We start from the raw sequence: 24,013 nt of genomic DNA, 5'->3' as shown, positions 1-24,013 counted from the left end.
CGCTCACGCCGGACCGAGCTGGTCGACGACCAGGTCGAAGGTGCCGAGGTCGAGGATGTTCTTGGCGAGGTAGACCGGCACGCCGTCCTCGGCCAGCACGACGGTCAGTGCCGCGGGGATGCCGTGCAGCGGCAGCTCCATCCACGAGAGCCGCTCGGTGGCGCGCGAGATCGGCGAGAGCCGCCAGAGCTCCGCGGTCAGCCGAGCGCGGCGGTCGGCGCCGAGCGCCTCGAGCATCGTCGGCCACTGCGTGAGGTCGTGCTTCTCGCGGTCAAGCTCCTCGACCAGCTCGGGCGGCACGGCGGCGAGCGCCATCATCTCGAGCGTGGAGGCAAGCAGCACGTCGTCGTGCTCGAAGACCGTCTCCCACACGAGGACCCGGGTCTGCGCGCGCAGCAGCTCGTGCGACCAGTGGCTGCCGTCCTCGATGCCGACCAGCAGGCGGCGGACCGGTCGCGCCCGCCCGCCGAGCATGCGGTGGAAGCTGTCGGTGAACGCCGCCGGCTCGACGACCGGCGCGACCCTCCACAGCCCCCGCTCGCGCGAGACCTTGCCGTCCTCCTCGAGCAGGAGCAGGGCCTCCCTCACGAGCGCCCGGGTGACCCCGAGGTCGCCCGCCAGGGCGACCTCCCCGGGCAGCGGGTCGGCGGGGGCGAGCCCGCGCACGAGCTCGAGGATGCGGTCGTAGACCGCCACGAACGCCGGGATGCCGTCGCGGACGTACTGGTCGGCCTCCTCGTCGGCGGTCACGGCGCGACCTCGGCCTCGAGCGCCGCGGCGACCTCGAGGAGGAACCGGTCGGCTCCGTGCGGCGCCACGAGCTGGACACCGACGGGCAGGCCGTCCGGCGTCCGCCCGAAGGGAACGGAGATCGCGGGGCAGCCGGTGACGGTGATCAGGTAGCAGGCCCGCATCCAGTCGAGGTAGGTGTCGAGGGCCCTGCCGTTGATCTCGGTCGGGAACTCCTGGTCGGCGGGGAACGGCGGCACCTGCGCGGCGGGCAGGACCAGCAGGTCGTGGTCGGCGAAGAACTCCCGCATCCTCTCGGAGAGCGAGGTGCGCTGGCGGTAGGCGCGGGCGACGTCGGCGCCGGTCAGGTGCTCCCCCGCGCGGATGTTGTCGGCCAGCGAGGACTTGAAGGCGTCGGGGTGCTCGGCCAGCAGCGCGCCGAACATCGCCTGGAAGTGCCACGCGCGGAGGGTGCGGAAGGTGTCGTCGGCCTCGGTGAGCGTGGGGTACGCCGAGGAGACCGTCGCGCCGGCCCCGGCCAGGACGTCCGCGGAGCGGCCGACCACCGTGGCGACCTCGGCGTCGACCTCGAGCTGGCCGCCGAGGTCGGGCGCGACCGCGACGCGCAGCCCGGCCAGGGAGCCGCTGACCGGCGGCGCGAACACGACGCCCGGGTCGCCGAGCGCCTGGGGCGCCCGCGGGTCGGGTCCGGCGATGACGCTGAGCAGCAGCGCGAGGTCGCCGACGTTGCGGGCGAGCGGACCGCCCACCGAGGTGGTCTCCCACTGGTTGTAGAGCGGCCACTGCGGCACCCGGCCCAGGCTCGGCCGCAGGCCGACGACGCCGCAGAACGACGCGGGGTTGCGCAGCGAGCCACCCATGTCGGAGCCGTCCGCCAGCGGGACCATGCCGGCCGCGAGCGCGCAGGCGGCGCCCCCGGAGGAGCCGCCGGCGGAGCGGGTCGGGTCGACGGGGTTGAGCGTCGTACCGAAGATCGTGTTGAACGTGTGCGACCCGGCCGCGAACTCGGGCACGTTGGTCCTGCCGATCACGACCACCCCGGCCGCGCGGATCCGCTCGACGAGCAGCTCGTCCTGCTCGGGCACGAAGTCCTTGAACAGCGGGGAGCCGAACGTCGTCCGCCAGCCGGCCACGGCGTGGGTGTCCTTGAAGGCGAACGGCAGCCCGTGGAGGGGGCCGACCTCGTCGCCCCGCGCCAGCCGCTCGTCGGCGTGGGCGGCGCCTTCGCGCGCCCGCTCCTCGTCGAGGCTGACGATCGCGTTGAGCTCGGGGTTGCGCTCGGCGATGCGGGCCAGGTGGAGGTCGAGCAGCTCGCGGGCGGAGATCTCCGTGCGGCGTACGGCGGCCGCCTGCTCGCGTGCGGTCGACTCGGCGGTGAGGGTCACCGCCGGCGACCGAAGATCCCGCCGATGACGACACCGAGCACGACCAGCCCGGCGCCGACCGCGATGCCCTTGACGAAGTCGTCACGAGACGAGATGCCGCCGGGCCTCGCCGGTGCGGTGAACACCTGCGCGCCGGCGTCCGACGAGGAGGCGACGACGGCCTGCGTCGCGGACGCCGACCCGGGAGGCGCCGAGATGGCGTGCCCGACGTTGGCGAAGAACTCGCCCGCCATCCGCTTGGAGACCGAGCTGAGCATGCGCTGGCCGACTCCCCCGACCATGCCGCCCACCACCGCATCCGCGTCGTAGGCGATCTCGGTCCGGCCGGGCGCCGGCTCGGTGAAGCGCACCTGGACCGTGGCGTCGACGGTGCCGGGGGCGCCCGAGCCCTGGAGGGTCATCACCAGCGACTCGCGCTCGCGGAGGTCGGAGAGCGAGCACGACCCGTTGTAGGTGCCGCGTATCGCGGCCACGCCGGCGTTGACGGTCATGGCGTACTGGTGGTCGCCCGTCTCCTCGAGGCGCTCGCAGCCCGGGATCGTGGCGACGAGCACCCGCGGGTCGAGGATCGCCTCCCAGACCTTCTCGACGGGCTGGTCGACGACGTTGGCACCGGAGATCTTCATGGGCGTTCCTTCGCGTCCGACTGGTCCCGAGCCTGCCCCACCGACCGGCGGAGCGCGAACAGGTCCGAGGGAGAGATGGGCATGGCGGTGATCGGGATGCCCTCGGCGTCCTCGATGGCCGCGGCGAACACCGCCGCAGACGGGATCACCCCGGCCTCGCCGGCGCCCTTGATGCCGAGCGGGTTGAGCGGCGAGGGCGTCTCGACGTGGTCGATGTCGATGCCGTCGGGCACCTCGGTGACGTAGGGCATCAGGAAGTCCATGAACGACGCGTTGAGCAGCTGCCCCGACTCGTCGTAGGCCATCCGCTCGTAGAGCGCGCCGCCGACGCCCTGCGCGACGCCGCCGTGGATCTGGCCCTCGACGATCATCGGGTTGATGAGGTTGCCGCAGTCGTGGACGACGGCGTACTTCAGGATCGAGATCTCGGCCGTCTCGGGATCGGTCTCGACGATCACCGCGTGCATGCCGGAGGCGAACGTCGCCCGCTCCGGCGAGTAGAAGTCGCGGCCCTCGAGACCGGGCTCGTCGTCCTCCGCCACCGGCGGCTTGCCCGGGTCGCCGACCTGGAACTGGGTGGCCGCCTTGGACGCCTCGTCGAAGGCGTAGCGCAGCGGGTTGGAGAGCACGGAGACGGTGCCGAGGTCGATCGAGGCGCCGACGCTGTCGGGGGGAGCGCCCTTGACCGACACCACGCCGTCGGCGATCTGGAGGTCCTTCTCGTCGACCTCGAGCGCGTCGGCGGCGATCTTGAGCACCTTCTCCTTCGCGCGCTTGGCGGCGAGGTGGATCGCCGAGCCGCTCATCACCGCGGCCCTCGAGGCGAAGGTGCCGACGGCGTACGGCATCCGGCGGGTGTCGCCGGTGACGACCTCGACGTCCTCGAACCGCACGCCGAGCTCGTCGGCGACCAGCTGCGCGAACACCGTCGCGTGGCCCTGCCCCTGGGTGGTGAGGCCGGTGGCGACCTTCACCTTGCCCGAGGTCTCGATGTGGACGTGCGCGCCCTCGTAGGGGCCCACCCCGGTGCCCTCGACGTAGCACGCGAGCCCGATGCCGACCCGGCGACCCTGCGCGGCCATCTCGGCCCGGAACTGCGGGAACTCGTCCCACCCGACCAGTGTCTTGAGCTTCTCGAGCGAGGCGGGGTAGTCGCCGGAGTCGTACTCCAGCTCGCGCCCGTCCTGGAAGACCAGCCCGTGGTCGTAGGGGAACTCGTCGGGCTGGATGAAGTTGGCCGCGCGGACCTCGGCGCGGTCCTTGCCGAGGTAGCTCGCGATGGCGTCCATCGTCCGCTCCATCGCGTAGCAGCCCTGCGGGCGGCCGGCCCCGCGGTAGGGCGTCACCATCACCGTGTTGGTGTAGAGCGACTCGAAGACGACGCGGTAGCTCCGCGGCTTGTAGGGGCCGAGCAGCTGGGTCGAGGTGATGATCGGGACGATGAGGCCGTACGGCGTGTAGGCGCCGTGGTCGTGCCAGAACTCCACGTCGAGCCCGAGCAGCCGCCCGTCGTCGTCGAAGCCCACCTCGATGTGCTGCTCCTGGCCGCGCTCGTGGGCGGTGGAGATGAAGTGCTCGCGGCGGTCCTCGGTGAACTTCACCGTGCGGCCCAGCGTCTTGGCGGCCAGCGGCACCAGCAGCTCCTCGGGCCACGGGTGGTTGATCTTCACCCCGAACCCGCCACCGACGTCGGGGGTGATGACGTCGACCTGGCCGAGGTCGAGGCCGAGCTTCACCGCGATCGCGGCGCGGACGCCGGTGGAGGTCTGGGTGGAGGTCCAGGCTTGCAGCCGGTTGAGGTCGGGGTCCCAGCGGGCGACGGTGCCGCGGCCCTCCATCGGCTGGCAGGCGCTGCGCTCGACCGTCAGGTCGAGCGCGAGCCGGTGCGGCGCCGCGGCGATCGCGGCCCTGGCGTCGCCGACGTTCTGCTCCAGGCGGGCGCCGACGTTGCCGGGCACGTCGTCGTGTACCAGCCGCTCGGCCGCGCGCGCCGCCGGGATGCCGACCACCGGTGGCAGCAGCTCGTAGTCGACCCGGATGCGGTCGACGGCGTCCTCAGCGACGTAGCGGTCGTCGGCGACGACGAACGCGACCGCCTCGCCCACGTAGTTGACCTCGCCGTTGGCCAGCGCGTACTGCGTGCGCCCGTGCGTGAGCGCAGGGTGCGGGATGAGGAGCGGCAGCGGCTCGGCCATCGGGCCCTCGAGGTCGTCGTAGGTCCACACCGCGTGGACCCCCTCGACGTCCAGCACCTCGGACACGTCGATGTCGACGATCCGGGCGTGCGCGTGCGGCGACCTCAGCACGGCGGCGTGCAGCGTGGCGGTGCCGAGCGCGACGTCGTCGACGTAGCGCCCCTGGCCGCGCAGGAACCGCTGGTCCTCGACCCGCTGGACCGCTTGGCCCATCAGCTTGGTGGTCATGTGGTCACCCGCCCAGCCCGGTCGAGGCGTTGTCGTCGTCGCGCTCCTCGTAGGCGAGCTGCCCCGACTCCGGCTCGGGCGGATCCGCGGGGTGGACCCGCGGCGCGCCGTCGCGCGCCAGCTCGGCGGCGCGCTCCACGGCCTTGACGATGTTCTGGTAGCCGGTGCAGCGGCACAGGTTGCCGGCGACCATGTCGCGGGCCTCCTCGTGCGTGGGCGAGGGGTTGTCGCGCAGCCCGGCGGTGATCGTGGTGAGGAACCCCGGGGTGCAGAAGCCACACTGCAGGCCGTGGCACTCCAGGAACGCCTGCTGCACCGGGCCCAGCGAGCCGTCCGACCCGGTCAGCCCCTCGACGGTCGTGATCTCGCTGTCCTGCGCCGAGACCGCGAACATCAGGCACGACCGCACCGGGCGGCCGTCGACGAGCACGGTGCAGGCGCCGCAGACGCCGTGCTCGCAGCCGACGTGGGTGCCGGTGAGCCCGAGGTCGTGGCGCAGCGCGTCGGACAGCAGCCGCCGCCCCGGCACGCGCACGGGGTGCGCGGTGCCGTTGACGGTCAGCACGACGTCGTGCCGCTCCTCGGTCATCTGGTGCCCTCCCGCGCAGATCGAACCACGCGCGCGGTCAGCACCCGCACCAGCTGGGCGCGGTAGTCGGCGGTGGCGTGCACGTCGTCGGCCGGGTCGAGGTGCTCCAGCGCGACGTCACCGAGCCGGTCGTCGGGCACGCCGGAGAGGTCGACGACCGTCGGCACGTCCGCGACCGAGAGGTAGCCGACCTTGACCGAGTCGCCGTCGACCAGCGCGGCCGCGCCGACCAGCGCGTAGTCGCCGTGCCGGCGCGCGATCTCGTCGAAGGCCACGCCCGCACCCGGGGCGAGGGCGGGGAAGAACGCCGAGACCGCGATCTCGTCGTGGTGCAGGCAGCACTCGAGCGGCCCGACGTAGAGCTCGTGGGCGGGCACGGTGCGGGAGCCGCTCGGGCCCACCACCTCCAGCGAGCCGCCGAGCAGGGTGAGCACGACCGGCATCTCGGCCGCCGCATCGGCGTGCACGAGCGAGCCGACCGTCGTGCCGCGGTTGCGGATGGTGGCGTGCGCGACGCGCGAGAGGGCCATCGGGACGAGGGGCTGCACGCGGCGTACGTCGTCGCTGGCCAGCACGTCGGCGTGCCGGGCCAGCGCCCCCACCGTCACCCCGATGTCGTCGGCCGTGATCGTGTCGAGGCCAGGGATCGCGTTGATGTCCACGAGCATCGAGGGCGCAGCGAGCCGCATCGAGAGCAACGGGACCAGGCTCTGGCCGCCGGCCAGCACCTTGGCCCCCGCATCACCGGCCAGGGCCGCCACCGCATCGGCGAGCGACCCTGGTCGGCGATAGGCGAAGGGGGCTGGTTTCACAGTGCCCTTGTTACCTCATGGGCCCCTGTCTCCGTGCCACCGCGGCTCCCACGGTTGACCAGGTGGTAGAAGACGATGACCAGGATCGTGCCGAGCGCGATGCCGGTCAGCGAGAAGTCGTCGGTGATCTTCAGCGTGACGTCGCCGATGCCGACGATGAGCCCCGCGGCCAGGCCGACGAGGTTGACCGGGTTGCCGAAGTCGACGCGGTTCTCGACCCAGATCTTCGCGCCGACGAGGCCGATCATGCCGTAGAGCACCACGGTGATGCCGCCGAGGACGCCGCCGGGAGTCGCGTTGACGATCGCCCCGAACTTGGGGCACAGGCCGAGGAGGATGGCGACCACACCGGCGACGTAGTAGGCCGCGGTGGAGTAGACCCGCGTGGCCCCCATGACACCGATGTTCTCGGCGTATGTCGTGGTCGGCGACCCGCCGAACAGGCTGGCGAGCGCGGTGGCGAAGCCGTCGGCGCCGATGGCCCGGCCCATGTAGGGGTCGAGGTCGTCGCCGGTCATCTCCGCGACCGCCTTCACGTGGCCGGTGTTCTCCGCGATCAGGGCGATCACGCCGGGCAGCACGAGCAGGATGAACGTCATCGAGAAGCTCGGCGCGTGCACGACGTCGACGCCGTCGCTGAGCGTGCCGCTCGGCAGTCCGACCCAGTCCGCCGCCTTGACGCCGGCCATGCTGACGCGGTCGTGGTCGGTCGCCTCCGTGGCACCGCCCAGCACCGAGTTGATCTGTCCGAAGACCCCGTCGAACAGCCACGAGATGAGGTAGCCGAACACCAGCGCCAGGAGCACGGCGATGCGGGCCCAGAACCCCGGCAGCAGCACCGCGGCACACACCATGAACGTGGCCGTCAGCAGCGCCACCCACTGGTCCTGCGGCCAGTAGATGTCGGCCACCACCGGCGCGAGGTTGAAGCCGATGAGCATGACGACCGCACCGGTCACGGCCGGTGGCAGGATCTTGTGGATCAGCCCTGAACCGGCGAAGTGGACGAGCACACCCACGGCGAGGAGCACCAGGCCGGCGATCATGATCGCGCCGGTGACGTCCGCGGAGTCACCGCCCTGGGTGCGGATCGCGACGACACCGCCGACGAACGACGCGCTGGTCCCCAGGTAGCTCGGCACCCTGTTGGTGGTGATGAGCAGGAACAGGATGGTGCAGATGCCCGAGAACATGATCGCGAGGTTGGCGTCCAGCCCCATGACGAGCGGGAAGACGAAGGTGGCGCCGAACATCGCGACGACGTGCTGGGCACCGACGCCCACCGTCTTGCCCCAGGGGAGCCGCTGGTTGGGTGCGACCGGCTCGCCCGGCCCCGGATCGACCACGTCCCACTTGAACATCGACATGCTGAGTCCTTTCGCTGGCGCACCCCCGAGCGGCACGAACCGATGCTGCACATGAGACACCCGCCACCACCCCAGTGGTGTGACCTGCGCGTTACCCGTCGGTAGGTGTCGCGACCGACGAGCTCGAGTCGGCACGAGGTGCCAGGCGGCGACGACGTCTGCCGGGCCGGCGGGGCGATAGATTCCCTGAGGTGATCCCGGTGAGCACGCCGCCGCGCGTGGCGGCGCACCTGCGGTCGGTCGGCGACGCGGCGGCGAGCGTGCTGCACCGCGGCCCGGACGCGGTGTACGTCGACGTGGCGGGCCGGTGCGTCGGCGTCGTCGGCACCCGCGCCACGGCGGTGCCGTGCGCGCTGCGGACGACCCTCGACCTGCTGCCGGACGTCGTGAGCGCCTCGGTGCGCGGCGGCGTGCTCCACTTCGACGACACGCCCCTCGTGGTCGGCCGGGTCGTCGACGTGACGGTGCCGCGCCTCCCCATGAGGGGCACGCCCGGCCCGGTCGACGTCGCTGCGCTCGTGGGCCGCGGAGGCGGGCTGACGCCGTACGGCGACGACGTCCTGTGCGGCTGGCTGGCGGTGACCCGGGCGGCGGGCGTGCCGACGCCGGCGGTCGACGAGGCGGTGCGCGCCCTCGCGCCCACCACGACGCTGCTCTCCGCGACGCTGCTCGAGTGCGCGATGGCGGGCGAGGCGGTGCCGGCGTTCAACGCCTGGCTGGCGGGCACCGGTCCGGTCGAGGACGTGGAGCGGATCGGGCACACGTCCGGACGCGGCCTGGTGGAGGGCGCGCGCCTCGCGCTGTCGGGGCTTGAGAGGGTGGCAGCGTGACCCAGACACACGTCGAGCTCAGGAGGGGCGCCTACGCCGACTCGGTGACGCTCCTCCAGGTGAGCCGCACCGTCCAGGGCATCGCGGGCGTCGCCGCGGCGCAGGTCGCCATGGCGACCGCCCTGAACGTCGAGGTGCTGACCGAGATGGGCTTCGACGTACCCGCGGAGGCGACGCCCAACGACATGGTGGTCGCGGTGCGGCTCGCCGAGGACGGTTCGCTCGACGCGGCGCTGGCCGGCGTCGAGCGGGCGCTCGCGGAGTCCACCCAGCGCCGGGCCTCCGGCGCCACCGAGGAGGCCGCCCCGCGCACGACGGCGGCGGCGTTCCGGCGCGCGCCCGAGGGGGTCGCGCTGGTCTCGGTGCCGGGCGCGAACGCGTTCGTCGAGGCGATGGACGCCGTCGAGTCCGGCCACGACGTGATGGTCTTCAGCGACAACGTCCCGGTCGAGCAGGAGGTCCGGCTCAAGGAGGCGGCTGCCGAGCGGGGGCTGCTCGTGATGGGTCCGGACTGCGGCACGGCCGTGGTGGGCGGCCTCGGCCTCGGCTTCGCGAACGTCGTCGAGCCCGGCCCGGTCGGCATCGTCGCGGCGTCCGGCACGGGCTGCCAGCAGGTGCTGGCGCTCCTCGACCGCGCAGGGGTGGGAGTCACCCACGCGCTCGGCGTCGGCGGCCGCGACCTCTCCGCCGAGGTCGGCGGGCTCGCCACGCGCGAGGCCCTGCGCCGGCTGGACGCCGACGCGGGGGTCGAGCTCGTGGTCGTGATCTCCAAGCCTCCGGCGCCGGAGGTCGAGGCCGAGGTCCGCGACGCCGCGGCCTCGCTCGGCACCCCCGTCGAGCTCGCGCTGCTCGGCGCCGGGCACCCCGACCTCACCCAGGCGACCGAGGCGGTGCTGTCCCGGCTGGGCCGGGAGGTGCCCTCGTGGCCGGTCGTCGGCTCGGCCGGTGCGCCGTCGGGCGGGCGCTACCTGCGTGGCCTGTTCGTCGGCGGGACCATGGCGAGCGAGGCGAGGATCGTCGCCACCGGCCTCCTCGGCGACGACGCCGGCCACACGTTCGTCGACTTCGGCGACGACGCCTACACGACCGGGCGGGCGCACCCGATGATCGACCCGACGCTGCGGCTCGAGCACCTGCACCGCGCCGCGGAGGACCCCGACACGGCGGTGCTCCTGCTCGACGTCGTGCTGGGCCACGGCGCCGAGCCCGACCCGGCAGCGGCGCTGGCACCCGCGCTGTCCGGCGTACGTCCGCCGGTCGTCGTCAGCGTCGTCGGCACCGCGGCCGACCCCCAGGGTCTCGACCGCCAGGTCCGGGCCCTCGCGGAGGCCGGCGCCGAGGTCCACCTGTCCAACGCCGGCGCCACCCGCCGGGCCGTCGAGCTGATCGGACACCTCTCGTGAGCACTCCCGCCGCCGTCGTCAACGTCGGAGCAGACCTCCTGGCGGACGCCGTCGCCGACCAGGCGGTGCCGGTCACCCGCGTCGACTGGCGGCCGCCGATGGAGGGCACCGAGACCGACCTGGCGACCGTCGCCGCCGACCCGCGCCGCGCGGCCGCCAACGCCCGTGCTCTCGCGGCGGTGCTGGAGGTGACCGCCACCCTCGTCGACGTGGCGCCGGCCTCCGAGCTGCTCGGGCTCGAGAAGGGGCAGTTCCTGCACGCCGGGCCGCCGGTCGAGTGGGAGCGGGCGTCGGGTCCGCTGCGGGGCGCGCTGATGGGCGGTGCCGCGCTGGAGGGTCTGGTCGACGACCCGGAGGACGCCGTGGCGCTGTTCGAGGCCGACACGTCGGTCTCCCTGGAGCCCTGCCACCACCGGTCGGCCGTCGGTCCGATGGCCGGCGTCGTGACGCCGTCGATGTGGCTGTGGGTGCTCGAGGACGCCGCCACCGGCCGGCGTACGTTCTGCTCGCTCAACGAGGGCCTCGGCAAGGTGCTCCGCTACGGCGCCTACGGCCCCGAGGTGCTCACCCGGCTGCGCTGGATGGGCGACGTGCTGGGTCCGCTGCTCCAGTCAGCCGTGCGCACGGTGCGCGACGGCGCCGGCCCGATCGACGTGACCGGCATCCTCACCCAGATGCTGCAGATGGGCGACGAGGCCCACAACCGCAACCGCGCCGGCACGCTCATGCTGCTGCGGGACCTCTCCCCCGCGATGGTCACCACCGGGTTCGAAACGGGAGACGTGTCAGAGGCACTCCGCTTCATCGGCGGCAACGACCACTTCTTCCTCAACCTCGCGATGCCCGCGTGCAAGCTCGCGCTCGACGCCGCGCGCGGCATCGACGGCTCCACCATGGTCGTGGCGATGGCGCGCAACGGCACCGACTTCGGCATCCAGGTGGCCGGCACCGGCGACGAGTGGTTCACCGGCCCGGCCCAGCTCGCCGACGGCCTCTTCCTCGGCGACTACGGGCCGGACGACGCCAACCCCGACATCGGCGACTCGGCGATCACCGAGACCGCCGGCATCGGCGGGTTCGCGATGGCCACCGCTCCGGCCATCGTGCGGTTCGTCGGCGGGTCGGTGCCCGACGCGCTGGCGACCACCCGGCGGATGCACGAGATCACCCTCGGCGAGAACCCGCGCTGGTCGGTGCCGATCCTCGAGTTCCAGGGCACGCCGACCGGCATCGACGTGACCAAGGTGTGCCGCACCGGCATCCTGCCCCAGATCAACACCGGCATGGCCGGCAAGAAGGCCGGCGTCGGCCAGGTCGGCGCCGGCCTGGTCACCCCACCCGCCGAGATCTTCCCGAAGGCCCTGACCCGGCTGGCGGAGTTGAGTCGGGACTTCCGCCGGTCGAGTCGGGACTTGTGACAGTCGAGTCGGGACTTGTGACGGTCGAATCCGGCGATTCGACCGGCGGAGGTCCCGACTCAACTCAGTAGCTGGGCTGGCTGGGGTCGATCTGGTTGACCCAGGCGGCGATGCCGCCGCCGACGTGGACGGCGTCGGCGTACCCGGCGCCCTTCACGATCGCCAGGGTCTCGGCCGAGCGGACGCCGGTCTTGCAGTGCATGACGATCTGCTTGTCGCTCGGCAGCTGCTCGAGGGCGTTGCCGTTGAGGAACTCGCCCTTGGGGATCAGGACCGCGCCCGGGATCTGGTTGATCTCGTACTCGTTGGGCTCGCGGACGTCGACCAGCACGAAGTCGCGGGTGCCCTCGGCGCGCTCCTTGAGCATGTGCTCGAGCTGGACGACCGAGATCGTCGAGCCGGCGGCGGCCTCGGCGGCCTCGTCGGACACCGCGCCGCAGAAGGTCTCGTAGTCGATGAGGCCGGTGACGGTGGGGTTCTCACCGCAGAGCGCGCACTGGGGGTCCTTGCGGACGCGCAGCTTGCGCCAGCTCAGCTCGAGGGCGTCGTAGATCACGAGCTGGCCGACCGCGGGGTCGCCGATGCCGGTGATCAGCTTGATCGCCTCGTTGACCTGGATCGAGCCGATGGACGCGCACAGCACGCCCAGCACGCCGCCCTCGGCGCAGCTCGGGACCATGCCGGGCGGCGGGGGCTCGGGGTAGAGGCACCGGTAGCAGGGGGCGTCCTCGGCCAGCGTCGGCGCGAAGACCGAGGCCTGGCCGTCGAAGCGGTAGATCGAGCCCCACACGTAGGGGATCCCGAGGAAGTACGCCGCGTCGTTGACCATGTAGCGGGTCGCGAAGTTGTCGGTGCCGTCGACGATCAGGTCGTAGCCCTCGAAGACCTGCATCACGTTGTCGTTGTCGAGCCGCTCCTCGTGGAGGACGACCTCGACGTACGGGTTGGTCTCGAGCACCGACTCCTTGGCCGACTGGGCCTTGGACTTACCGATGTCGGACTGCTGGTGGATGATCTGGCGCTGCAGGTTGGACTCGTCGACCTCGTCGAACTCCGCGATGCCGAGCGTGCCGACTCCGGCCGCGGCGAGGTAGAGCAGCGCGGGGCTGCCGAGGCCGCCGGCGCCGATCACGAGGACCTTGGCGTTCTTCAGCCGCTTCTGACCCGCCATCCCGACGTCGGGGATGATCAGGTGGCGGCTGTAGCGCCGCACCTCGTCGATGGTGAGCTCGTCGGCGGGCTCCACGAGCGGGGCCAGCTGGTGGTTGGGCACGGATGCTCCTCGGTGCGGTCTCGGCGGTGACCTCGGGTGAACGCCGCGGGTGGGCCGGTGTGTTCCCGAGGCGGGTCCTCGGTCACCCCCTTGGTCACCTCCATCGTCGCCGCGCCACGGCGCACGCCCCGACACGTCCCGTCATCCGGTCAGGCGCACCGGTGGCACCTTGGGTAGGGTCTCGACCGTGAGTACCGGGCAGTACGACGTCGACGCGGCTCGCCCGCGTGGGGGGCGGCTGCCGCGGCGCGAACGACGAGCGCAGCTGCTGTCCTCGGCGCTGGAGGTGTTCGTCGCGCAGGGCTACCACGCCGCCGCGATGGACGACATCGCCGACCGGGCCGGGGTGTCCAAGCCGGTGCTCTACCAGCACTTCCCGGGCAAGCTCGACCTCTACCTCGCGCTGCTCGACCACTCCTGCGACACGATCATCGCCAACACCCGCGCGGCGCTGGAGTCGACCCAGGACAACAAGCAGCGCGTCGAGGCCACGATGGCGGTCTTCTACGACTACGTCGCCAGCGACACCGGCGCGTTCCGCCTGGTCTTCGAGTCCGACCTGACCAACGAGCCGGCCGTGCGCGAGATGGTCGAGCGGGTCACGACCGAGACCGCCGCCCTCGTCGCCGAGGTGATCCACGAGGACACCGGCCTCTCCGACGAGCAGTCGCGGCTGCTCGCGGTCTCGCTGGTGGGAATGGCGCAGGTCAGCGCGCGGTTCTGGCTCACGGAGGCCGGTGGCATCGAGCGGTCCGACGCGGCCGCCCTGGTCGCGGCGCTGGCCTGGCGGGGGATCCGTGGCTACCCCCTGACCGACGAGCACTGACCCGAGACCTTTCGTCTCACTTTCCGAGGAGGAATGACCGTGGAGGTCAAGATCGGCGTCCAGCAGGCCCAGCGCGAGCTGGTGGTGGAGGTCAACGAGACCGCGGACGCGGTCGAGAAGCTCGTCGGCGAGGCGCTGACCAACGAGGGCGGCATGCTCGCCCTGACCGACACCAAGGGCCGCCGGGTCGTCGTACCCGCCGGCAAGGTCGCCTACGTCGAGATCGGCACCGGCGTGGCCGGGACCGTCGGGTTCCGCAGCTAGGTCGCGCGCGAGGAGCAGACCATGGGTGTCGGCACCATTCTCTGGGCGCTCATCGGTGGCGCGATCATCGGCCTGCTGGGCAAGTGGATCGCGCCGGGTGACCGCGACATCCCCCTGTGGGCCACGGTCCTGTGCGGCGTCGGAGGCGTCTTCCTGGGCAACTGGATCTACGTCGAGGTCCTCGACTTCGACAGCCAGACCCGCGGCCTCGACTGGTGGCGCCACATCTGGCAGGTCGGCGTCGCCGCCCTCCTCGTCATCGCCGCGGCGCGCCTGATGGGCCGCCGCCAGCGGGTCTGAGCGGGCGGACCCGACAGCTCGGGGCTACGACGCGAGGCCGAGCTCGGCCATCCGCTCGGCGTGCCGCTCGGTGAGCCGGGTGAACATCCGGCCGATCGCGGCCAGGTCGAGGCCCGGGCGGTCGACGCCGCCGGCGAGCAGGGCGGACAGCGCGTCGCGCTCCGCGGCGACCCGCTGCGCCTGGGTGAGCGCCTCCCCCATCAGGCGGCGTCCCCACAGGGCCAGCCGCCCGCCGAGCCGCGGGTCGGCCCCGATCGCGGCCCGCACCCGGCCGACCACGAACGTCGCGTGCCCCACGTCGTCCAGCGAGGCGACCACGAGGTCGCGGGTGTCAGCGTCGAGGAATGCCGCGATCTCGCGGTAGAAGTCGTCGGCGAGCCCGTCGCCGACGTAGGCCTTGATGAGGCTCTCGAACCAGTCTGCGGGCGCCGTGTGGGCGTGGAACAGGTCGATCGCGTCGCGGAACGGCGCCATCGCGGCGAACGGGTCGGCGCCCAGCTCGGCGATCCGGGCGTGCAGGGCCGCGACCTTGCTGAACTCCGCGCTCGCCATGGTCGCGATCGCGACCTTGTCCTCGAGGGAGGGCGCCATCCGGGCGTCCTCGGCGAGCCGCTCGAAGGCCGAGATCTCGCCGTAGGAGATCGCTCCGAGCAGGTCGACCACCGCATCGCGGTAGAGCGGGTCCTCGAAGACGAGCGGGACGGCCTCCGAGGCCTCCTCGGGTGTTGATTCAGCCACCCGCGCACCCTACCGATAGCATTGATGCTGGTAGACGCCGTCAACGGACGGCGCGGTATGTGCGCGGTTGACGTGTGAGTCGGCCGCACCGAACTGACTGATCTTCCAGTTCGGCTCCCCGGCACCAGCCGGAGCGGGCTGACGACCACACACGAAAGCGACAAGACGCTGACCACCTTCCGAGAGCTCGGGGTGCTCCCCGACATCTGTGACGCGCTCGAGCGCGCCGGCATCACCACTCCCTTCGCCATCCAGGAGATGACCCTCTCGGTCGCGCTCCTCGGCACCGACCTGATCGGGCAGGCCCGCACCGGCACCGGCAAGACCCTCGCCTTCGGCATCCCGGTGCTGCAGCGCAGCGTCACGCCCAAGGACCCGGCGTACGCCGACCTCCCGCAGGGCAAGCCGCAGGCGCTGATCGTCGCCCCGACCCGCGAGCTCGCGCTCCAGGTCTCCGGCGACCTCGCCCTCGCGAGCAAGGACCTCGGGCTCCGCGTGCTCACCGTCTACGGCGGCGTGGGCTACGACACCCAGCTCGACGCGCTCAAGGACGGAGTCGACATCGTCGTCGGCACCCCCGGTCGGCTGATCGACCTCTCCGACCGCCGCGCGCTCGACCTCTCGCACGTGCACGCCGTCGTCCTCGACGAGGCCGACGAGATGCTCGACCTCGGCTTCCTGCCCGACGTCGAGAAGCTGCTGTCGAAGACCCCCGAGACGCGCCAGACGATGCTGTTCTCGGCGACGATGCCGTCTGCGATCGTGACGCTGGCCCGCCGCCACCTGCGGCACCCGATGAACATCCGCGCCGAGTCGTCCTACGACACCACGATGGTGCCCGCGACCGCGCAGTTCATCTACCTCGCCCACGACCTCGACAAGCCCGAGATGATCGGGCGGATCCTGCAGGCCGAGGACGCCGGCAAGATGATCGTCTTCACCCGCACCAAGCGCCAGGCGCAGCGGGTGGCCGACGACCTCGAGGAGCGCGGCTTCAAGACCAGTGCGCTGCACGGTGACATGGCGCAGGTCGCGCGCGAGAAGGCGCTGACGAGGTTCCGCGAGGACAAGCTCCAGGTCCTGGTCTGCACCGACGTGGCCGCCCGCGGCATCGACGTCGCCGGCGTCACCCACGTCATCAACTACACCTGCCCCGAGGACGACAAGGCCTACGTGCACCGCATCGGCCGCACCGGCCGGGCCGGCGCGTCGGGCATCGCGATCACCTTCGTCGACTGGGCGGACCTGCACCGCTGGAAGATGATCAACAAGACGCTCGACCTGCCCTTCGACGAGCCGCAGGAGACCTACTCGACCTCCGAGCACCTCTTCCACGACCAGGGCATCCCGCCGGGCACCAAGGGCCGGATCGTCCCCGAGAAGCCGAGGGAGCCCCGCGAGCCCCGCGAGGACCGCGACTCCCGTGGCGGTCGCGGCGGCGAGCGTGGTGGCCGGGGTGGCGGCGGCCGGGGTGGCCGCGACGGCGAGCGCCGCGAGCGCGGCGACCGTCCCCAGCGCGACCGCACCCGCAGCCGCACCCGCAGCGGCGAGAAGGTGGCCGAGTCCGCCGGTGCCGACAGCACCGCGCCGGCCCCGGAGAGCGCCGAGGGCGGCGCCCCACGCAGCCGCAACCGCCGCCGTCGTCGCCGTTCGGGCTCCGGGTCCGGCTCGGGCGAGGGCAAGGCTCCCGCCGGCGCCTGACCGCACGAAACTGGCGCTGACCGGCTGGAACTCCTTGCGGTCAGGACCAGTTTCACCGGGTACCCGGTGAAACTGCCTGACATCGACGTCACGCCGTGACGTCGACCTCGGTGCCGATCGGCGCGAACTCCCACAACGCGATCGCGTCGTCGCGCTCCTGACGCACGCAGCCGTGCGACTGCGGGCTGCCGAGCTGGGCGAGCGTCTGCACCGGCTCGCCGTCGTCGATCGGGATGTCGTGGAAGCCGATCGCGGCGCCGTTGGTGCCCTGGGTGAAGCGGACGAAGTACTTCATCGTGCCGGAGTCGTCGATGCCCCACGCCTGCTCCGACCTGGAGTAGACCGAGTAGGTGCCGGGCTCGAGGTTGTCGTAGAGGCTGCCCGACACGAGGTAGGTCCGCACGACCTCCTCGTCGTCGTCGACGAGCCACACGCGCTGGTCGGTCTGGTCGAACACCACGCGCCGGCCCTCGCCGGAGTCGGCCGGCACGGGCGGGTCGGCGTCGGCCGGCCGGCTGGCGGCCCCGTCCTTCGTCTTGTCGTCGCCCTTCGCGTCGCCGGCACCGGGCTTCTCCTGGCCCGAGGTGGCCGACGACGCTGACGACCCCATCGCCGACGCGGCGGCGTCCGAGGGCTCCGCGGACGGCGTGGTCTGGGCGCCGGCCAGCACCGAGCCCACGGGCGCCGAGTCACGCGCGGTGTCGGCGTTGCGGCCGCCCGCGTCGCCGCTGGCGACCGACGGCAGCACGCCGACGCCGCCGAGCATCGCGATGCCGGTGACACTCACCGAGGCGCCGAGGACCGCCAGCCGGCCGTAGCGCGGCTGGGTCTTCTCAGCGCGCCGGCGCCCGGCCGGCGGGGCGGCCCGGCGGCGCGGGGGTGCGGCCCGGTGGCTGCTCATGCCTTTCGGGGTCCCCGCGGAAGCGCGAGCCCGACCGCGCGAAGCGCGCGCACCGAGCGGTTTCGTGGGGTGATCATGGCTCAGGACGCCGCCCGGGCCGACAGGTTGGCCGCGACCTCGCGGTAGGCCCGGGCGCCCTTGCTGCTGCGGCTCGTCGCCAGGATCGACCGGCCAGCGGCCGGCGCCTCGGCGAACTTGATGGTCTTGGGGATCGGCGGCTCGATCACCTCGAGCTCGTAGGTCTCCGAGATGTTGTCGAGCACCGCCCGGGCGTGGTTGGTGCGCCCGTCGAACAGCGTCGGGAGCACGCCCCAGACGGCCAGACCGCGGTTGGTGAAGCGGCGTACGTCGTGCACCGTGTCGAGCAGCTGACCCACCCCGCGGTGCGAGAGCGTCTCGCACTGGAGCGGGATCAGCACGCCCTCGGCCGCCGTCAGCGCGGCGACGGTGAGCACGCCGAGCGAGGGCGGGCAGTCGAGGAGGATCCAGTCGTAGTCCTCGCCCTGCTCGGCGAGGTCCTCCACGACCGTGCGCAGGACGTGCTCGCGGCCGGTGCGGGTGAGCAGGTCGGCCTCGGCGCGCGCCAGCTCGATGGTGGCCGGGAGCAGGTCGACGCCGTCCTCCGTGGTGATGATCGCCTCGGTCGGCGCCAGCCCCTTGGTCAGCACGTGGTGGACCGAGAGCTCGAGGTCCTCGGGGTCGATGCCGAGCGAGAACGTCAGGCACGCCTGCGGGTCGAGGTCGACGAGCAGGACCCGGTGTCCCAGCTCGGCGAGGGCGGCCCCGATCGAGGCCACCGTCGTCGTCTTGGCGACGCCACCCTTCTGGTTGGCGATCGCGAGGACGGTCGTACGGCGCTGGGTCATGTCAGCCCCATCATGCCGGACGGCCGGGCCGGGCCGGTGCACCCACCTGCCAGACTGCGAGCCATGTCGACGACCGCACTCGTGACCGGGCCGACGGCGGGCATCGGCCACTCCTTCGCCCAGCAGCTCGCGGCCCGCGGACACGACCTCGTGCTCGTCGCGCGCGACGAGGAACGCCTCGAGAAGACCGCGGCCGAGCTCCGAGCCGCCCACGGCGTCGAGGTCGAGGTGCTGCCGGCCGACCTGACCGACCGCGCCGACCTGGCCCGCGTCGAGGCCCGCCTCGCCGACGCCGCCCGGCCGGTGGACCTGCTGGTCAACAACGCCGGGTTCGGCCTCAAGGGCAGGTTCCTCGACAACTCGGTCGACGCCGAGACAGCGATGCTCGACGTGCTGGTCACCGCCGTGCTGCGCCTCTCGCACGTGGCGCTGAAGTCGATGGCCGAGCGCGGCCACGGCGGCATCATCAACGTCTCGAGCGTCGCGGCGTTCCTCCCCCGCGGCTCCTACAGCGCCGCGAAGGCGTGGGTGAACAGCTTCTCCGAGTGGGCGGCCAACGAGTACCGCCCCCGCGGCGTGACCGTGATGGCGCTGTGCCCGGGCTTCACCAAGACGGAGTTCCACGAACGGATGGACGTCGACCGCAGCTCGGCTCCCGACTTCATGTGGCTCGACGCCGACAAGCTGGTCGCCACCGCGCTCGCCGACTTCGACAAGGGTCGCGTCTTCTCGATCCCCTCGGCGCAGTACAAGGCGATCGCCACGGCCTCGCGGCTGATCCCCAACAGCGTGCTGCAGCGGTTCCAGTCGATCGGGCGCAAGTAGACGCCGGTCAGTCCGTCAGCGCGCTGAGCGGCGCGAGCGGCACCAGCCCCTCGACCTTCGCCGCCAGCCCGGGGTCGACGGTCACGAGCGCGTCGGCCTGGAGCTGGGCGACCGCGACGTACTCCGCGTCGAACGTCGTCCGCCACCCCTGCTGGTTGGCGATCTTGAACGACGTCGCGCGCGACACCCGGTCACCCAGGACGCGGATCTTGAGCTCGGTGAGGCGGGTGTGCAGGACGCCGGCCTCCTTCTCGCTCAGCTCGCCGCGGCGTACGCGCTCGAGCAGGAGGGTGAGCGCCTGCGAGCGGATCGCGTGCGGAGCGACGAGCTGGTGCTCGGGGTTGATCGCCAGCTGCTCGGTGACGATGTGGAGCAGGGTGGGCGCGTCGATCACGTAGCGGGTCATCGCAGCACCTCGGGCGTGGTCCGGGTCGAGCGCGCCGAGGCGGCGTCGGCGAGGGCGAGCAGCCGCTCGAGCTCCTCGGGAGCGGTCGTGTTGCAGCCCAGCTCGTGGTCGTGCTTGCCGAGGCCGTGGTGGTCGCTCGACCCGGTCACGACGAGGTCGAGGTCGCGGGCGATCGCGCGGAGCCGCTCGCGGGCCGCGGGCGGGTGGTCCTGGTGGTCGACCTCGAGGCCGGCCAGCCCGAGTCCGGCGAGCTCGGTGAGGGCGCTCTCGGGCATCGACTCCTCGCCGTGCCGGCCCCACGGGTGCGCCAGCACGCTCACTCCCCCGGCCTCGTCGATCACCCGGATCATCTCGACCAGCGGGGCGGCGTACCTGTTGACGTACGCCGGCCGGCCCGGGTTGAGGAAGCGCCGGAACGCCGTGCTCCGGTCGGGCACCACGCCCAGGGTGACGAGCGCGTCCGCGACGTGCGGGCGACCGGTCGCGGCGGTGCCGTCGGCCGCCCGGCGCACGTCGCTGATGTCGACGTCCACCCCGGCCTCGCGCAGCCGCTCGAGCATCGCCGGCACCCGGCTGCTGCGGCCGTCGAGGATCTTCCGCAGGTGCTCGAGCAGGGGCGGGTACGTCGGGTCCGGCAGGTAGGCCAGCAGGTGCGCGCCGCGGCCGAGGTGCTTGGTGCTGACCTCGATGCCGCGCACCAGCGTGATGCCGACCTCCGCCGCGGTGCGCGCCGCCTCGGCCCACCCCTCGGTGGTGTCGTGGTCGGTCACCCCGAGCACGTCGAGCCCGGACGCCGCCGCCGCTCGCACCAGCTCCTCCGCCGTCTGCGTGCCGTCGCTGGCCCGCGTGTGGGTGTGGAGGTCGATGCGCACCGTTGGAGCGTAGGCCGAGGTGGTCGGCGGGGCGGCGCGGGGCGGGCGCGGGGCGGCGGTCAGCAGGCAACCTGGGGAGCCCGATCCGCCCGGATCCAGGGTGCTGGCTGACCGCTCCCCGGGCCTGAGCCGCCGCAGCGGTCAGCAGGCAACCTCGGCCACCCCGATCCGCCCGCACCCAGGTTGCTGGCTGACCGCTCCCCCGCCCGCCGCCACCCGCGCCCGCCCGGCAGGCCTCACCAGGCCGGAGCGGGTCCCCCGAACGGCAGCTCCACGAGCGGCGGGCCGAGGCCGGAGACGTCGCGGAGGATCCAGTCGTCGCGCAGCAGCATCAGCGCCGAGGCGGGGCGCAGGACCATCCAGAGCCAGCGGCCGTCGGCCTCGCCGGCGACGACGGAGCGGTCCCACTCCGCGGTGGAGGCGGAGGTCGAGACGGGCCAGAGCGGGACGGACTTGGAGTCGATGCGGACCCGGGTGGCGGGCGGTCCCTCGCCGATCTCGACACCCGGGTCGTCGTGGCGGGTGCCGGCGATGCGGGCGCCGAGCCCGGTGCCGGGCTCCTCGGTGATCACGAGGGCGTCGACGGGGCCGTCGAGAGCCGAGGTGCCCGACACGCAGGTCATCGCGGCCCGGCCGCGGTCGACGGTGCCGACCGCCGCGAAGTCCGTCACCCGCCACCCGGGGCTGAGCGGCCAGGGCAGGTACGTCGGGAAGCGCGCCGTGGCGCCGAGGTGCTCGACGAACGCGTCGTACGACGCCTCGCCCGGCCGCCAGAGGGGCTCGACCACGCCGTGGTCGGGGCACGACCAGAGCTCGCCCGCGCGAGCGATCGGGGTAGCGCAGCGCGGGCACCCGACCGACAGCGTCACTGTCCAAAGGTCGGTGAGTTGGGCGGGAGCGTCAAGCGTTCCAGTGGACGACGGCCGGACTCTCGCGCTCGTGGCCCAGCACCGAGACGGTGCCGGTGTCGAGCTTGAGCAGCCGCCCGTCGGTCGCGGGCAGCCCGAGCCACCGCGCGGCCAGCGCCCGCAGCGCGTGGCCGTGGCCCACGAGAAGCACGTCGCCGTCGGTGTCGTGGCAGCGCGCGATCACGCGGTCCAGGCGCTCGGCGACCTCGTCGGCACTCTCACCACCCGGGACGGGGTGCGTCCACACCGTCCAGCCCGGCACGGTCTCGCGGATCTCCTCGGTGGTGATGCCCTCGTAGTCGCCGTACCTCCACTCCACCAGGTCGTCGTCGACCTCCGCGTCGGGGAAGCCGGCCAGCTCGGCGGTACGCCGCGCCCGCTGCAGCGGCGAGGTGAGGACGAGCGCGAAGGGCCGCTCGGCGAGCCGCGGCGCGAGCTCGCGTGCCGACGCCTCGCCGTCCTCGGTCAGCTCGATGTCTGTCGTGCCGGTGTGCCGCCCGTCGCGGCTCCACTCGGTCTCACCGTGCCGGACCACCCAGACCTCACCCATGGGAGAGAGGTAACCACGGATCAGTCCTCCGCCAGCACCACCACGGCGTCGCCCGGGCCGATCGAGTAGGTCTGCGACTTGGGCGGGTTCACGACCACCCCGAACTTGAGCCCCGGCTCGGCGAGCAGTGCCGACTTCAGTCCGATCGCCGTCTCGTTGCGCCGCGCGGCTCCGGCCACGACCGTCGCCCAGCTGACGCCGTCGCCCGGCTGGACGTACCACTCGGCCGGCCGCAGGTAGATCTCGCTGCCGTCGGCGCCCAGCAGCTCCTTGAAGACCGCCTCGAGGCGGCCGTCCTCGGACAGCTGGGTGACGACGAGGCTGACGATCTCGCCGCTGACGACGATGTCGTCGACGTCGGCCACCGACGCGAGCACCCGGTTGCGGTCGTCGAGCATCTCGCTGACCACCGGCGTCTCGGACCCGGTCCGGCTCAGGATGTCGCGCACGTGGAGCAGGCTGATCAGCGTCCGCGAGTCGGCGGTCTGCACGTCGAGGTCGCGGTCGTAGCAGAGCACCACGATCTGGTCGAGGTCGGCGCCGACGTGCTCCTCCAGCACCGCCCGGCTGGTCGTGGACGCCTTCACGACGGTCACGGCGAGGTTCTGGAACACCGGCAGCTCCGGGTCGCCGTACGTCGTGACGACGGTGAGCGTGGAGCCGGGCGGCGCGTAGCGGTCGAGCTCGCGGACCACGATCGGCGCGCGGTCGTTCCAGCCGATGACGAGTGCCTGGGTGGGCCGCGCCTCCACGGCGCCCTGCTCGCCAAGCCGGTTCAGCGCCGGCTCGGTCATCGACCGCGACTGCCCCTCGAGCGCCGAGTCGTCCTCGACGACGACGATGAGGGTGTGGTCGGCGCTGATCACCGTGTCGGGTGCGGGGTTGAGCTTGGAGGTGGTGCCGTCGAGGATGCCGACCACGGAGGCGGCCTCGAACGCCAGCTGCGCCTCGGCGTACGTCGACCCGGCCAGGCCGTGGTCCTCGAAGAAGTAGAACTCGTCACCGGAGTAGTCGAAGAGCTCGGTGTAGACGGCCGCGGCGCCGGACTGGCGCGAGGTCTGCACGACCAGCTTGGCGACGGTCTCGCGGATGTCGAGGAGGGTGGTCCGGCCCTTGCCGACCAGGGCGGCGGCCTCGAGGTTGCTCGGCTCCTGGATCTCGGCCACGATCCGCGGCCCGTCCTCGCCGTTGTGGGTCAGCGCGAGCAGGGTCTTGATGACCTCGGAGTCGGGGTCGTCGGACTCGGGCGCCAGCAGGATCACCGACCGGGCGGTCTCGTGGCTGCTCAGGCGCAGGTCGTCGAGGTCCATGGGCGAGCCGGACCGGCAGATGATGCGGGTGCCGCGGCGGTCGGGGACCTTGACCCGCAGCTCGTCCTCCATCTCGATCTTGTCCATGTCGGCCAGGATCACGATCACCGGGTCCTTGCGGCTCTCGTTGGCCAGCGTCAGCTCCGAGACGATCGTGAAGATCGACTCCGACCAGCCGAGGATGACGGTGTGGTCCTCCTCGAGGACGATCGAGCGGCCGCGGCGCAGGTCGGCGAGCTTGGAGTCGATGCCGTTGGCGATGACACCGATCAGGGCGCTGACGATGAACAGGCCGCCGACGGTGAGCACGAGCATCGTGAGGAGGAAGCCCCACGACCCGACGTCACCGCCGATGTAGCCGGGGTCTAGCGCGTGGAGCAGGGTGTAGAAGACCTCCTTGAAGAAGCCGCGACCCGTGGTGGCCTCGCTCCGGAGCCGGAAGATCGTCGTGATCACCGCGAAGACCAGCGTCAGCATCACGGTCGCGACCGTCAGCCACATGATGAGCGCCGGCGTCCCGCGCGTCATCGAGTTGTCGAACATGTAGCGGAGCCGGTCGCCGAGGCCCGACCTACGCTCGGTCGCCGTCCGGACCGTCGCGCCGCGGCTCTCGGCCATCGCCTTCGCGGTGCGGACCCGCAGCTGCTGTCCCGTGCGCGCCATGTGTTCC

24 protein-coding genes are annotated in these 24,013 nt (G+C 72.5%); 8 read left to right on the top strand and 16 right to left on the bottom strand.

The window, feature by feature from the left end; genetic code table 11:
• Positions 1 to 3: 3 nt before the first annotated feature.
• The 7 genes from G514_RS0121225 to G514_RS28190 are packed head-to-tail and all read right to left on the bottom strand — an operon-like array spanning position 4 to position 7,952.
• Positions 4 to 750: a GntR family transcriptional regulator gene (locus tag G514_RS0121225; RefSeq protein ID WP_028653387.1), complete on the bottom strand. Its 747-nt coding sequence runs from the start codon at positions 748 to 750 to the stop codon at positions 4 to 6.
• A complete protein-coding gene (locus G514_RS0121220; RefSeq protein ID WP_028653386.1) occupies positions 747 to 2,135 on the bottom strand; it encodes an amidase in 1,389 nt (462 codons plus the stop codon). Before G514_RS0121220 ends, G514_RS0121225 begins: the two co-directional genes overlap by 4 nt.
• Positions 2,132 to 2,761 (bottom strand): SRPBCC family protein, encoded by a 630-nt coding sequence (locus G514_RS0121215; RefSeq protein ID WP_028653385.1) that lies wholly within the window; start codon positions 2,759 to 2,761, stop codon positions 2,132 to 2,134. Before G514_RS0121215 ends, G514_RS0121220 begins: the two co-directional genes overlap by 4 nt.
• Positions 2,758 to 5,184 carry an aerobic carbon-monoxide dehydrogenase large subunit gene (cutA, locus tag G514_RS28200; protein WP_051247974.1) on the bottom strand — a complete coding sequence of 809 codons (2,427 nt, stop codon included), beginning with the start codon at positions 5,182 to 5,184 and terminating at the stop codon, positions 2,758 to 2,760. Before cutA ends, G514_RS0121215 begins: the two co-directional genes overlap by 4 nt.
• 4 nt (positions 5,185 to 5,188) lie before the next feature.
• Entirely contained in the window at positions 5,189 to 5,773 is a 585-nt protein-coding gene (locus G514_RS28195) for a (2Fe-2S)-binding protein (RefSeq protein ID WP_084152282.1), read from the bottom strand.
• On the bottom strand, positions 5,770 to 6,585 hold the full coding sequence (locus G514_RS0121200; RefSeq protein ID WP_028653384.1) for an FAD binding domain-containing protein: 816 nt from the start codon (positions 6,583 to 6,585) through the stop codon (positions 5,770 to 5,772). Before G514_RS0121200 ends, G514_RS28195 begins: the two co-directional genes overlap by 4 nt.
• Complete coding sequence (locus G514_RS28190; protein ID WP_211222202.1) at positions 6,582 to 7,952, bottom strand: uracil-xanthine permease family protein; 1,371 nt, start codon at positions 7,950 to 7,952, stop codon at positions 6,582 to 6,584. The genes G514_RS0121200 and G514_RS28190 overlap by 4 nt, the downstream gene beginning before the upstream one ends.
• A 200-nt stretch (positions 7,953 to 8,152) precedes the next feature.
• Here G514_RS28190 and G514_RS0121190 point away from each other — a divergent pair, with 200 nt between their 5' ends.
• From G514_RS0121190 to G514_RS0121180, 3 genes are read left to right on the top strand one after another with little or no spacing between them, the layout of a single operon-like run.
• On the top strand, positions 8,153 to 8,782 hold the full coding sequence (locus G514_RS0121190; RefSeq protein WP_157545098.1) for an oxamate carbamoyltransferase subunit AllH family protein: 630 nt from the start codon (positions 8,153 to 8,155) through the stop codon (positions 8,780 to 8,782).
• Complete coding sequence (locus G514_RS0121185) at positions 8,779 to 10,185, top strand: AllF/FdrA family protein (protein ID WP_028653382.1); 1,407 nt, start codon at positions 8,779 to 8,781, stop codon at positions 10,183 to 10,185. Before G514_RS0121190 ends, G514_RS0121185 begins: the two co-directional genes overlap by 4 nt.
• Complete coding sequence (locus tag G514_RS0121180) at positions 10,182 to 11,603, top strand: YlbE family protein (protein WP_028653381.1); 1,422 nt, start codon at positions 10,182 to 10,184, stop codon at positions 11,601 to 11,603. Before G514_RS0121185 ends, G514_RS0121180 begins: the two co-directional genes overlap by 4 nt.
• Positions 11,604 to 11,667: 64 nt before the next feature.
• Here G514_RS0121180 and moeZ read toward each other — a convergent pair whose 3' ends face one another.
• A complete protein-coding gene (moeZ, locus tag G514_RS0121175) occupies positions 11,668 to 12,876 on the bottom strand; it encodes an adenylyltransferase/sulfurtransferase MoeZ (RefSeq protein WP_245582294.1) in 1,209 nt (402 codons plus the stop codon).
• 187 nt (positions 12,877 to 13,063) lie between these two features.
• Here moeZ and G514_RS0121170 point away from each other — a divergent pair, with 187 nt between their 5' ends.
• The 3 genes from G514_RS0121170 to G514_RS0121160 are packed head-to-tail and all read left to right on the top strand — an operon-like array spanning position 13,064 to position 14,266.
• The gene (locus tag G514_RS0121170) at positions 13,064 to 13,702 is read left to right on the top strand and encodes a TetR/AcrR family transcriptional regulator (protein ID WP_028653379.1); all 639 of its coding nucleotides are present in this window, start codon (positions 13,064 to 13,066) and stop codon (positions 13,700 to 13,702) included.
• Positions 13,703 to 13,741: 39 nt separating this feature from the next.
• Positions 13,742 to 13,966 carry a DUF3107 domain-containing protein gene (locus tag G514_RS0121165; RefSeq protein WP_028653378.1) on the top strand — a complete coding sequence of 75 codons (225 nt, stop codon included), beginning with the start codon at positions 13,742 to 13,744 and terminating at the stop codon, positions 13,964 to 13,966.
• Positions 13,967 to 13,987: 21 nt separating this feature from the next.
• On the top strand, positions 13,988 to 14,266 hold the full coding sequence (locus tag G514_RS0121160; RefSeq protein WP_028653377.1) for a GlsB/YeaQ/YmgE family stress response membrane protein: 279 nt from the start codon (positions 13,988 to 13,990) through the stop codon (positions 14,264 to 14,266).
• Between the two features lie 24 nt (positions 14,267 to 14,290).
• On the opposite strand, the gene G514_RS0121155 is transcribed toward G514_RS0121160, so the two are convergent.
• Positions 14,291 to 15,004 carry a ferritin-like fold-containing protein gene (locus tag G514_RS0121155; protein ID WP_028653376.1) on the bottom strand — a complete coding sequence of 238 codons (714 nt, stop codon included), beginning with the start codon at positions 15,002 to 15,004 and terminating at the stop codon, positions 14,291 to 14,293.
• 192 nt (positions 15,005 to 15,196) lie between these two features.
• Between G514_RS0121155 and G514_RS0121150 the strand changes: the two genes are divergently transcribed.
• On the top strand, positions 15,197 to 16,705 hold the full coding sequence (locus G514_RS0121150; RefSeq protein WP_036565791.1) for a DEAD/DEAH box helicase: 1,509 nt from the start codon (positions 15,197 to 15,199) through the stop codon (positions 16,703 to 16,705).
• A gap of 88 nt (positions 16,706 to 16,793) precedes the next feature.
• Here the strand turns inward: G514_RS0121150 and G514_RS29565 are convergent, their stop codons facing one another.
• A complete protein-coding gene (locus G514_RS29565; RefSeq protein ID WP_051247971.1) occupies positions 16,794 to 17,606 on the bottom strand; it encodes a L,D-transpeptidase in 813 nt (270 codons plus the stop codon).
• An 80-nt stretch (positions 17,607 to 17,686) separates the two neighbouring features.
• On the bottom strand, positions 17,687 to 18,472 hold the full coding sequence (locus tag G514_RS0121140; RefSeq protein ID WP_028653374.1) for a ParA family protein: 786 nt from the start codon (positions 18,470 to 18,472) through the stop codon (positions 17,687 to 17,689).
• A gap of 63 nt (positions 18,473 to 18,535) precedes the next feature.
• On the opposite strand from G514_RS0121140, the gene G514_RS0121135 reads away from it, so the two are divergent.
• Positions 18,536 to 19,297: an SDR family NAD(P)-dependent oxidoreductase gene (locus G514_RS0121135; protein ID WP_028653373.1), complete on the top strand. Its 762-nt coding sequence runs from the start codon at positions 18,536 to 18,538 to the stop codon at positions 19,295 to 19,297.
• Between the two features lie 7 nt (positions 19,298 to 19,304).
• On the opposite strand, the gene G514_RS0121130 is transcribed toward G514_RS0121135, so the two are convergent.
• The 5 genes from G514_RS0121130 to G514_RS0121110 form a co-directional block, all read right to left on the bottom strand.
• The gene (locus G514_RS0121130; RefSeq protein ID WP_028653372.1) at positions 19,305 to 19,703 is read right to left on the bottom strand and encodes a type II toxin-antitoxin system VapC family toxin; all 399 of its coding nucleotides are present in this window, start codon (positions 19,701 to 19,703) and stop codon (positions 19,305 to 19,307) included.
• Positions 19,700 to 20,575: a PHP domain-containing protein gene (locus tag G514_RS0121125; RefSeq protein ID WP_028653371.1), complete on the bottom strand. Its 876-nt coding sequence runs from the start codon at positions 20,573 to 20,575 to the stop codon at positions 19,700 to 19,702. Before G514_RS0121125 ends, G514_RS0121130 begins: the two co-directional genes overlap by 4 nt.
• A 236-nt stretch (positions 20,576 to 20,811) precedes the next feature.
• The gene (locus G514_RS0121120; protein WP_028653370.1) at positions 20,812 to 21,444 is read right to left on the bottom strand and encodes a DUF6758 family protein; all 633 of its coding nucleotides are present in this window, start codon (positions 21,442 to 21,444) and stop codon (positions 20,812 to 20,814) included.
• A gap of 31 nt (positions 21,445 to 21,475) precedes the next feature.
• The gene (locus G514_RS0121115) at positions 21,476 to 22,033 is read right to left on the bottom strand and encodes a histidine phosphatase family protein (protein ID WP_028653369.1); all 558 of its coding nucleotides are present in this window, start codon (positions 22,031 to 22,033) and stop codon (positions 21,476 to 21,478) included.
• A gap of 20 nt (positions 22,034 to 22,053) precedes the next feature.
• Entirely contained in the window at positions 22,054 to 24,006 is a 1,953-nt protein-coding gene (locus G514_RS0121110) for a CASTOR/POLLUX-related putative ion channel (protein WP_051247968.1), read from the bottom strand.
• Positions 24,007 to 24,013: the final 7 nt, after the last annotated feature.

Source organism: Nocardioides halotolerans DSM 19273 (genome assembly GCF_000422805.1).
GTDB lineage: Bacteria > Actinomycetota > Actinomycetes > Propionibacteriales > Nocardioidaceae > Nocardioides > Nocardioides halotolerans.
This window is presented reverse-complemented; position numbering and strand designations above follow the sequence as displayed.

What these genes read in the sequence shown, in the direction of transcription:
- G514_RS0121215 (WP_028653385.1), bottom strand. Translation starts at nt 2,761, where the DNA reads ATGAAGATCTCCGGTGCCAACGTCGTCGACCAGCCCGTCGAGAAGGTC.
- cutA (WP_051247974.1), bottom strand. Translation starts at nt 5,184, where the DNA reads ATGACCACCAAGCTGATGGGCCAAGCGGTCCAGCGGGTCGAGGACCAG.
- G514_RS28195 (WP_084152282.1), bottom strand. Translation starts at nt 5,773, where the DNA reads ATGACCGAGGAGCGGCACGACGTCGTGCTGACCGTCAACGGCACCGCG.
- G514_RS28190 (WP_211222202.1), bottom strand. Translation starts at nt 7,952, where the DNA reads ATGTCGATGTTCAAGTGGGACGTGGTCGATCCGGGGCCGGGCGAGCCG.
- G514_RS0121160 (WP_028653377.1), top strand. Translation starts at nt 13,988, where the DNA reads ATGGGTGTCGGCACCATTCTCTGGGCGCTCATCGGTGGCGCGATCATC.
- G514_RS29565 (WP_051247971.1), bottom strand. Translation starts at nt 17,606, where the DNA reads ATGAGCAGCCACCGGGCCGCACCCCCGCGCCGCCGGGCCGCCCCGCCG.
- G514_RS0121140 (WP_028653374.1), bottom strand. Translation starts at nt 18,472, where the DNA reads ATGACCCAGCGCCGTACGACCGTCCTCGCGATCGCCAACCAGAAGGGT.
- G514_RS0121135 (WP_028653373.1), top strand. Translation starts at nt 18,536, where the DNA reads ATGTCGACGACCGCACTCGTGACCGGGCCGACGGCGGGCATCGGCCAC.
- G514_RS0121130 (WP_028653372.1), bottom strand. Translation starts at nt 19,703, where the DNA reads ATGACCCGCTACGTGATCGACGCGCCCACCCTGCTCCACATCGTCACC.
- G514_RS0121115 (WP_028653369.1), bottom strand. Translation starts at nt 22,033, where the DNA reads ATGGGTGAGGTCTGGGTGGTCCGGCACGGTGAGACCGAGTGGAGCCGC.
- G514_RS0121110 (WP_051247968.1), bottom strand. Translation starts at nt 24,006, where the DNA reads ATGGCGCGCACGGGACAGCAGCTGCGGGTCCGCACCGCGAAGGCGATG.